The following is an 8,879-nucleotide window of genomic DNA, read 5'->3' on the forward strand; positions in this document are numbered from 1 at the left end:
GGTTCAGGCCCACTCTAGTCAAGCGAACTGTTCCTCAGCCACACGAGCCGGGCGCGGCGTCCTGGCTTACGTCACACAGGCCGGCCTGCCACCAGCTCGATTGCGGCAAACATGGTGCGGACGCCAAAGCCCGTGCCTTGCTTTGGGGTGTAGCCCCACGGCTTGGACTCGTTGAAGGAGGGACCGGCGATGTCCAGGTGTGCCCAGGGGCCCACCGGCTCGATGGCCGATTCCTCAGCGGACTCCTCGGCACCGGCGAATTCTTTGAGGAACAGACCGGCCGAGAGCATCCCGCCGTTTCGGTCGCCGATGTTCTTGATGTCCGCCACGTCCGAATCCAGCGAAGCCCGCAGGTGGTGGGGCAGCGGCATGGGCCACAGATCCTCACCCGAGGCCACAGATGCGGCCAGAACGGTCTCCACGGCGTCGTCGTCGCCCATGACCCCGGCGGTCTGGGCGCCCAGGGCCACCATCTGGGCCCCGGTCAGCGTTGCGATGTCCAGCAGCAACCCGGGATCCTCCTCGCGCGCTGCCACCAGGCCGTCGGCCAGAACCAGTCGGCCTTCAGCATCCGTGTTGAGCACCTCCACGGTGCGCCCACCACGGATGGTGATGACATCGCCTGGGCGCGTTGCCGTGGATGACGGCATGTTCTCGGCCAGACACAACCACCCGGTCACGGACACGGGCAGTTCAGCTTCGGCTGCGGCGAACACAGTGGCCAGAACGGCGGCGGCGCCTGCCATGTCGGACTTCATGGTCATCATGGAGTTGGCCGGCTTCAAGGACAATCCACCGGAGTCGAAGGTGATGCCCTTGCCCACCAGTCCCACGGACTCCACCGGCTTCTTGGGCTCCCACCCGATGCGCACCAGGCGTGGCGGGCGTGAAGCGCCCTGACCCACACCGATCAGCCCACCGAATCCGCCCTGCTCCAGCTCGGATTCATCCAGGACCTCCACGGAAACGCGGCCCGCCGCCTGTCCTGCAAGGTCCTGGGCCAGCTGTGCCACGGAGGCCGGGTACACGGTGTCCGGGGAAAGCGTCACCAGAATCCTGGCACGGGCCACGGCGCGGCCCAGGATCTCTGCCCGGGCCAAGGCCGTGCTCACGGCCTTGGCGTCCAGACCAGCGGTGAGCAGGGTGGCCGTGGCCAACGGAGCGCCCACCGTGTGGGCGGACTTCCCCTTCTGTGCGGCAAAGGAGTAAGCGCCGAGCGTGATCCCTTCCGCAACCGCTGCGGCCTCCTCAACGGTTTCCACGGGCAGGGCGAAGACTGCGTGTTCAGTCTTGGTCAAAGCGCGGGTGGCTGCACCGGCTGCACGGCGCAGCCCCTCAGCGGCCGAGTTGGCTTCATGACCTTTGCCCAAGCCGGTCAGCACAATCACGGGCCACGGGGAACCCTTGGGTGCTGCGATCTTGCGGACATCGTCCACCGCGCCCGTGGCGCCCACCGCCGCGGCTTGCTCCTGGAGGTTCTCCGGCAGGGCCTTGGCATCGGACGGAAGGATGACTGACGGGCCCTCCGCTGTCTTGGCGACAGCGATGACCACGGCATGTGCAGTGTTCTTGCTCAGCTTCTTGTCCGTGGCGGAGACGGCCACGGACTGAGCTGGGAGCAACTGCAGCAGCGTGGGGGCTTCCGGAGTGGTGTTCTGGGACGGGCGGGCGGTGCGGCGTCGCGGTGTGGCCGATGAACGGGGCATGTGATCTCTGCCTTCCTTGTGAGGTGTGGCGGTGATGGCGCCACCGACAAGCGATTCTTGGGACGTGGTGGAGATGCTATCTGTGTCCTCGGACACCACATTGGGTTGAACTCGGGCTGTTCGCCCCCAGCAGGGGTTCAGTGGTGCGTCGTCGTCTCCGGTGATGGCTCCACCAATGGGCCCCGACGCGGGTGCACCGGTGGGCGCACAGGGGAATCACGCTGGGGAATAAGGTGCCGGCCGTCCACCGTTGACTGTGCCTGGGCCGGTGGGTCCGTGGCGCCGTCACGGTGCGCTCACGGATACGGTGCCGCGCCCGCGTAGAGTTTCCAGAACCTTCACATCCAGGAGCGAACCGTGGTTGATCCTTCCGAGTTGTACTTGGGCAATCCCAGCCTGCTGGATGACCCGCGCCTTCACGGGGCACCGTTGATCATTTCCCTGTCCGGGTATGCGGAGGGCGGCCAGATCAGCGATCAGATCCGCGAGACACTGCTGGAATCCCTGCCCCATGACGTCCTGGCCCGGTTCGACCCCGACCAGCTGCGGGATTACCGCGCCCGGCGGCCCCATGTGCGGTTCGTGGAGGACCACTTTGAGCGTGTGGACACTCCGGAACTGACCCTCTACGGACTCACCGATCCCCTGGGACGGCACTTCAGCCTGTTGGCCGGGCCGGAGCCTGACTTGCAGTGGAACCGTTTCGTGGACGCCGTGGTGGATCTTGCCCAGCGCTTGGACACATCGATCGTGATGAACGTGACCGGTATTCCCATGCCCGTGCCGCACACCCGGCCGTTCCTGGTCTCCGTGCACGGAACACGAACCGATCTGGTGGCCCAGAATCACAACCAACGTCCAGTGGCCGAGATGAGTTCTTCCATGGCTCAGCAGCTGGAGATCCGTTTCGGTGAGCTGGGGCTGGACACCATTGGGTTCACGGTGCACGTGCCGCAGTACTTGGCCGATGCCCGCCTTCCGCAGATCACTGTGACAGCTTTTGAGCACGTGGCTGCTGCCACCGGCCTCACCCTGCCCACAGACGTTCTGCGCGACGCCGGGGCGGATGTGATTCAGCGCATCGAGGAGCAGGTCTCCGGGGCCCCGGAGGTGCAGGCCGTGATCGAATCCATGGAGAACCGCTACGACGAGGTCGTGGAGGACACAGGTCAACGGTCCCTGTTGGCAGGAGATGAATCCGAACTGCCGGATGCTGACGAGATCGGTGCGGCAGTGGAGGCCTTCCTGGCCAATCAGCCCGAGGAAGACTGAGCACGGGCATGACCACTGACATCACGGGTGTCAGCGCGCCGTGACGTCACCGCAACGCGGATACCGTCGAGATTCCCCCACGGCCTACCTGATCATGGCCGTGGGCATCCTGGCCTACTTTGTGGCCGTCGCTCAGCGGACCTCCTTCGGGGTGGCCTCCCTGGAGGCAGCTGACCGGTTCCAGGCCACGGCTTCCCAGTTGTCCCTGTTCACCATGCTCCAGGTATTTGTCTACGCCGGACTGCAGATTCCGGTGGGAGTTCTGGTGGACAGGTTCGGTTCCAAGGCCATGGTGGCCACCGGGGCCGTGCTGATGGCGGTGGGCCAAGTGGTGCTTGCCTTGGCCGAGTACTTGGGCTGGGGCGTGGTGGGCCGTGTGCTGGTGGGTGCAGGGGATGCGGCCACGTTCATCTGTGTGCTCAGGGTCATCCCGGCGTGGTTCTCACTGTCTCGAGCTGCCTTCATGACCATGGTGGTGGGTACGGCGGGCAACCTTGGGCAGCTGTTGTCCGTGGTTCCGTTCAGCGCGCTGCTGGGCTGGGCCGGTTGGACTCCGGCTCTGCTGTCCATGGCTGCCTTGTCCGTGGTGACTGCTGCTCTGGTGACGGCATATCTACGCGACAGTCCCGAGGGCAATGGTGGGGCCAACCGGTCGCTGGCGATCGCACGTACGCGCGCCGCGGTTGTGAAGAGCCTGCGCGAACCGGCCACAGCCCTTGCGTTCTGGGTGCATTTCTCCGTCCAGTTCATCGGCACGGTTTTTGCGCTGATGTGGGGTTACCCCTATTTGCAGAATGCCCAAGGGATGTCTGCGGGACAGGCCGGCTTTGTCATGACGTTCTTTGTGCTCACCAATCTCCTGGTGGGCTTGAGCATCGGTGGCTGGGTGGCTAGGCGGCCTCACCGACGGGTTTGGCTCTCCTTCATGGTCATGGGCGCAGGATTCTCCGCATGGGGTGTGCTGATTCTGTGGCCCGGCACCGCTCCGTTCGTGGTGGTGCTGGTGGCGGTGGTGGCCATTGCCATGAGCCTGCCGGCCTCCATGGTGGCGTTCAACATCATCCAGTCGTTCACGCCCAGACGCCGGATCGGGACTGCAACGGGGATCACCAACGTGGGTGGGTTCGTGGCGTCTTTGGTGGCCATCTACCTGATCGGCCTGACCTTGGACCTCCAGATGCAGTGGGGCTGGGTGACGGATGCCTACGCACCGGAGGCGTTCCGGGTTGCCATGGCCATGCAGCTGGTGGTGGCCACAGTGGGTGTGGTGGGAATGTCGATCAGTGTGCGTCGGGTGAGGGCACGGTACGGTCCCCGGTCAGTGTGAATTGATGGGCCTCACGACTCCACAGGCTCGGATCCGCGGCCTGTGGTTTCGGCAGTTGTCCACAGATCTCTGAGACCGAACCCATTGCCTGCGCTCACCGGGCACCGTGGAGTCATGAGCAACCATTCCAGTCGCCGCAGCGCCCGCCGCAGCGCCCGCCGCGCCGCACGTACGCGTCACACATCCGCCGGAGAAGCCCGGGGCCACACGGCCTCACGGCGTCGTCGTCGGTCCACAGAAGCCGAAGATCCCTTCCGACCCGTGGCACGGACCGCAGCCGATGTGCTGGCGATCATTCCGCACACCCTGGGATTTTGGCCGCAGGATTCCGTGGCCGTCCTCACCACGACGACGGATTCGGTGGGCCCCTGTTTGCGCGTGGAACTTCCAAGTGTCCAGGAGCTGGAGGATGCGCAGTTCCTGGCCTCATGGACCACCGTGATGGCGGGTTTCCTGGAGTACGACTCGGTGGGGACCTCCATGTTTGTTGCGGTCTACACCGGCGATCCCTCGGTCAACGATGTGGAGAGCACTGACGATGCCCAGGCCACTGAGGCAGCCCAGTACGTGGCCCAGCTGGTGGTACGCGCGATCACCGAAGCCGGAGCGTTGTCCGGACACGACCTTCAGGACGCCTGGTGTCTGCAGGGCACCCAGTGGTGGCCTGTGGCCATGCCATCGGTTGTGGAGGACGCGGAACTGATCCGCAACAGTGCCATCTACGCTGCTTTGGTTTGCGACGGAAGCGTGGTGGAAACCGATCCTGCTGCGGGACTTGGAACTTGGGATCACCCATCCGGATGGACCACAGCTTTCAGCGGTGGCGCCTCGGATTCCCGGCAGGCCCATCCCGACTCCTGGGAGGCTGGCCCCGACTCGTGGAAGGCTGGCCCCGACCCCTGGGAAGATCACCCGGACGTCTGGGAGACCCCAGCGGAGTCGACGCAGGTGCAGACAGGGTCGGCAGACACCCCCTGGTCGCAAGGGGGGGACGATGACCCACTGGCGGAATATGCCTGGCGGATCGGCTACTTGGAGCGCTGGAACCACGTGCTGTCCTCCTTCCAGGACGGTGCACCGTCCACACCCGGCGACAGCCAGGAACTGACCGAACTCATGTTGGGATGTGTGGACCCCAGGGGCCTGGATCTGTTGCTGGCCATGGCTCTCACAGGGGAGATCGAGATCGCACGCCAGGCTTGTGCGCAGTGGGAATCGAATCCTCTGGAGCAGGACAACCACGCACTGCTGAAAGTTGCGCAGGTCATCCTGGGGGAGTGGGAGGGCCAGCCGGACTGGGGCACGGTGGACCGATTCGATCACGTCGTGCAGCGACTCATTTCCATGGTGGCCTCCATCTCCGGGGCCACCGGTGTCAACCCACTTCCCACGGTGGAGGCTTCTCTGTGGTTGGCACGCGCTCACGTTGAGCGCTTCCGCGCTCGCGGTTCCCGGACGCAACTGTGCCTGGCCAGGGCTGAAAACCTCGCTCCATGGCACCCGGGAATCGAGCGCCTGCGTCAATTGTGTGCTGTGAGCCCTGTGCCGCAATGGGCCACCCAACGCGCCACAGCCTGGCACCGGAGCGGGACCTGAAGACTTTCCTCAGAAAAATCACGGATCGGGGAACAAGACACACCGAGTCTTGGTTGCAAGCACCTGAAGACCCTTCATGGAACGGGGGCGAGCTATGATCGCCGTCGGGACTTGACAGGGTCATAGGTGTTATGGCCGGAAGTCACAACACCGCGTCGAGCAACGAAAGGTTCCCAGTGTCACCAGCTGTCACGAACAAGACGACTGCATCCGCCGAGCCCGATGAAGGTACGGACGTGGAGCAGGCGTCGTCGGGCACCACCAGTGCAGGCAAGTCCAATGCCAAGAAGAGCACTGCTGCCAAGAAGACCGCCGCGGCCAAGAAGAGCACTGCTGCCAAGAAGACCACCGCCAGCAAGGCGACTGCAGCCAAGAGGACCACCGCCACCAAGTCAACGGCAAAGCAGTCCACGGCAAAGGACACGGCCGCGGAGAGCACGGCAGAGTCGGGTGCAGAGGAGTCGGAGGTCGCTGCTCCTGCCACCAAGACCGCCCGCACCACGGCCAAGACCGCAGCAAAGTCCGCTTCCACCAAGAAGAAGGCCACTGGCGCTCGCGGGGGTAAGAAGGCGGCGGCTGCTGCCGATGATGAGGACCTGGACTCGGAGGAGGACAACTTCACCGAGGACGACTCCATCGCCGATGACAGCTCGGACGACGTGGACTCCGCCGACGACGCTGAGGATGCCGAGGACCTTGAGGACACCGTGGTGGCTCCGGAAGACGCGGAGAACGCCAAGTCCGGAACCGAGGTTGTTGCCAAGCCCACCGGCAAGACCACAGCATCCCAGGAAGCCGCCCGCGGTTTTGTGCTCTCCACCAATGACGACGACGACGCTCCTGCCCAGCAGGTGGTCTCCGCCGGTGCCACCGCTGACCCCGTCAAGGACTACCTCAAGCAGATCGGCAAGGTTGCGCTGCTCAACGCAGAGCAGGAAGTTGACCTTGCTCTGCGCATTGAGGCCGGCCTGTTCGCCGAGCACAAGTACAAGGACGACGCCGACTCACTGACCCGGGAGCAGAAGAAGGAACTGCGCTGGGTCATCCATGACGGCAAGCGGGCCAAGAACCACTTGTTGGAGGCCAACCTCCGCCTGGTGGTCTCCCTGGCCAAGCGCTACACCGGTCGCGGAATGCTGTTCCTGGATTTGATCCAGGAGGGCAACCTGGGTCTGATCCGTGCCGTGGAGAAGTTCGACTACACCAAGGGCTTCAAGTTCTCCACCTACGCCACCTGGTGGATTCGTCAGGCCATCACCCGTGCCATGGCGGATCAGGCACGTACCATCCGCATCCCCGTGCACATGGTGGAGGTCATCAACAAGCTGGCTCGTGTGCAGCGCCAGATGCTGCAGGATCTTGGCCGGGAACCCACCCCGGAGGAGCTGGCCCAGGAGCTGGACATGACCCCGGAGAAGGTGGTTGAGGTCCAGAAGTACGGCCGCGAGCCCATCTCCCTGCACACCCCGCTGGGTGAGGACGGGGACTCCGAGTTCGGTGACCTGATCGAGGACTCAGAGGCCGTTGTCCCGGCTGATGCCGTGAGCTTCACGCTGCTGCAAGAGCAGTTGCACTCCGTGCTGGACACCCTCTCCGAGCGGGAAGCCGGCGTGGTGGCCATGCGCTTTGGCCTCACCGATGGTCAGCCCAAGACCCTTGATGAGATCGGCAAGGTCTACGGTGTGACTCGCGAGCGCATTCGGCAGATAGAGTCCAAGACCATGTCCAAGCTGCGCCACCCGTCCCGTTCACAGGTTCTGCGCGACTACCTGGACTGATTCTTTCCGGAAGGGTTCTCCCAAGGAGGGCCGCCGCCGTGATTGTCACGGTGAGCGGCCCTCCCCCTTTGCCCGCTGTTCCCCTTCCGCCGAGTAGGCCGTTTGATCGCCCATGAGGCACCCAGCGGCGATCAAAGGGCCTGCTCGGCGGAAGGAGGGGTGGCACATTTGGTCATGTTTCAGATGGATAGGTCATGGCCGACTCGCGAGTGTGATACTGCTCTCATACATCGTTACTCATGAGTAAGGTCTACCGATGTCCTATCAAGCACCACAACCTCCCATGCCTGAACATCCGGGTTCGCAGCAACCGCAGTATCACCCGCCTTATTCAGCGGCGTCCGCAGCTGCGGGCACTGTCACGGGTCGCGTTCGAAGCAAAAAGCTTTGGGGCTGCTTGGGCTGTGGCGGCTGCCTGTCTCTGGTGCTGTTGTTCCTGCTTGTCATAGCTGGCTGCGGTGCACTGCTGGCACCATCCAGCAACGAGGACGAGCCCGTTCGCCCTACTCGCGCGGCCACTTCGTCACCATCAGCAACGCCTACGACGACGTCGCACACCCCCACCAGCACGCCGTCTCCGACGCGTACGGCGACTTCAACACCCACGTCCACACCCACGCCGACCTCCTCACCCACTGCGACGGCGCAACCGCCTGTTGTCGTGGACGAGGGCGAGGATGAGGACCGAGTTGTTGTAGATCCCGATGCGAACCGGAACCGTGGCAACGACCGCGACACAAGCCAATCCGAGAGCGAGTCGGAATCTCAGGACCAGAATCGCCCGGCCCCGTTGGTCCAGCAGCCGGCCGAGCCCGTTGTCCCCGAACCAGCTGCTCCTGCCCAACCTGCAGTTCCGGACAGCGGGTCGGTGTACTACCCCAACTGTGCGGCGGTCCGTGCGGCTGGCGCAGCGCCCATCTTGGCGGGCCAACCCGGCTACGGTCGTCACCTCGACGCAGACGGTGACGGCCGCGCCTGCGAGTGACAAGCACCCGCCCCACCCCGCCGAGTAGGCCGTTTAATCGCCCCTGAGGCACCCATCGGCGATCAAACGGCCTACTCGGCGGAAGAAGGGGGGGTGGGGAAGTCCAACTTCTGGCTGCCCGTGAACATGGCGGTGGGCCCCGGGGGGCCCTCACACCGCGGGACCGCCTTCACAAAACATCTGTCCTCCCCCCACCCCCCGCACAAAAAGCCGAG

6 protein-coding genes are annotated in these 8,879 nt (G+C 64.5%); 5 read left to right on the forward strand and 1 reads right to left on the reverse strand.

Annotation, left to right across the window (positions count from 1 at the left end; translation table 11 throughout):
* Positions 1-71: 71 nt before the first annotated feature.
* Positions 72-1,706 (reverse strand): leucyl aminopeptidase, encoded by a 1,635-nt coding sequence (locus GTW58_RS02895; RefSeq protein ID WP_119932298.1) that lies wholly within the window; start codon positions 1,704-1,706, stop codon positions 72-74.
* Positions 1,707-2,063: 357 nt separating this feature from the next.
* Here GTW58_RS02895 and GTW58_RS02900 point away from each other — a divergent pair, with 357 nt between their 5' ends.
* From GTW58_RS02900 to GTW58_RS14255, 5 genes are all read left to right on the forward strand, one after another.
* Positions 2,064-2,978 carry a PAC2 family protein gene (locus GTW58_RS02900; RefSeq protein ID WP_119932247.1) on the forward strand — a complete coding sequence of 305 codons (915 nt, stop codon included), beginning with the start codon at positions 2,064-2,066 and terminating at the stop codon, positions 2,976-2,978.
* A 40-nt stretch (positions 2,979-3,018) separates the two neighbouring features.
* Positions 3,019-4,305, forward strand: a complete 1,287-nt coding sequence (locus tag GTW58_RS02905; protein ID WP_232817937.1) for an MFS transporter — start codon at positions 3,019-3,021, stop codon at positions 4,303-4,305.
* Positions 4,306-4,419: 114 nt separating this feature from the next.
* Positions 4,420-5,901: a DUF4192 family protein gene (locus GTW58_RS02910; protein WP_081994431.1), complete on the forward strand. Its 1,482-nt coding sequence runs from the start codon at positions 4,420-4,422 to the stop codon at positions 5,899-5,901.
* Between the two features lie 176 nt (positions 5,902-6,077).
* On the forward strand, positions 6,078-7,679 hold the full coding sequence (locus tag GTW58_RS02915; protein ID WP_047692406.1) for an RNA polymerase sigma factor: 1,602 nt from the start codon (positions 6,078-6,080) through the stop codon (positions 7,677-7,679).
* Positions 7,680-7,962: 283 nt separating this feature from the next.
* Positions 7,963-8,664, forward strand: coding sequence for an excalibur calcium-binding domain-containing protein (locus GTW58_RS14255; protein ID WP_198673400.1), 702 nt, complete (start codon positions 7,963-7,965; stop codon positions 8,662-8,664).
* Positions 8,665-8,879: the final 215 nt, after the last annotated feature.

It is taken from the genome of Kocuria subflava (assembly GCF_012163155.1).
In the GTDB taxonomy this organism is placed as follows: Bacteria; Actinomycetota; Actinomycetes; order Actinomycetales; family Micrococcaceae; genus Kocuria; species Kocuria subflava.

Excerpts from the sequence above, each read along its gene's own strand:
- GTW58_RS02895 (WP_119932298.1), bottom strand. The coding sequence starts at position 1,706 with ATGCCCCGTTCATCGGCCACACCGCGACGCCGCACCGCCCGCCCGTCC.
- GTW58_RS02910 (WP_081994431.1), top strand. The coding sequence starts at position 4,420 with ATGAGCAACCATTCCAGTCGCCGCAGCGCCCGCCGCAGCGCCCGCCGC.
- GTW58_RS14255 (WP_198673400.1), top strand. The coding sequence starts at position 7,963 with ATGCCTGAACATCCGGGTTCGCAGCAACCGCAGTATCACCCGCCTTAT.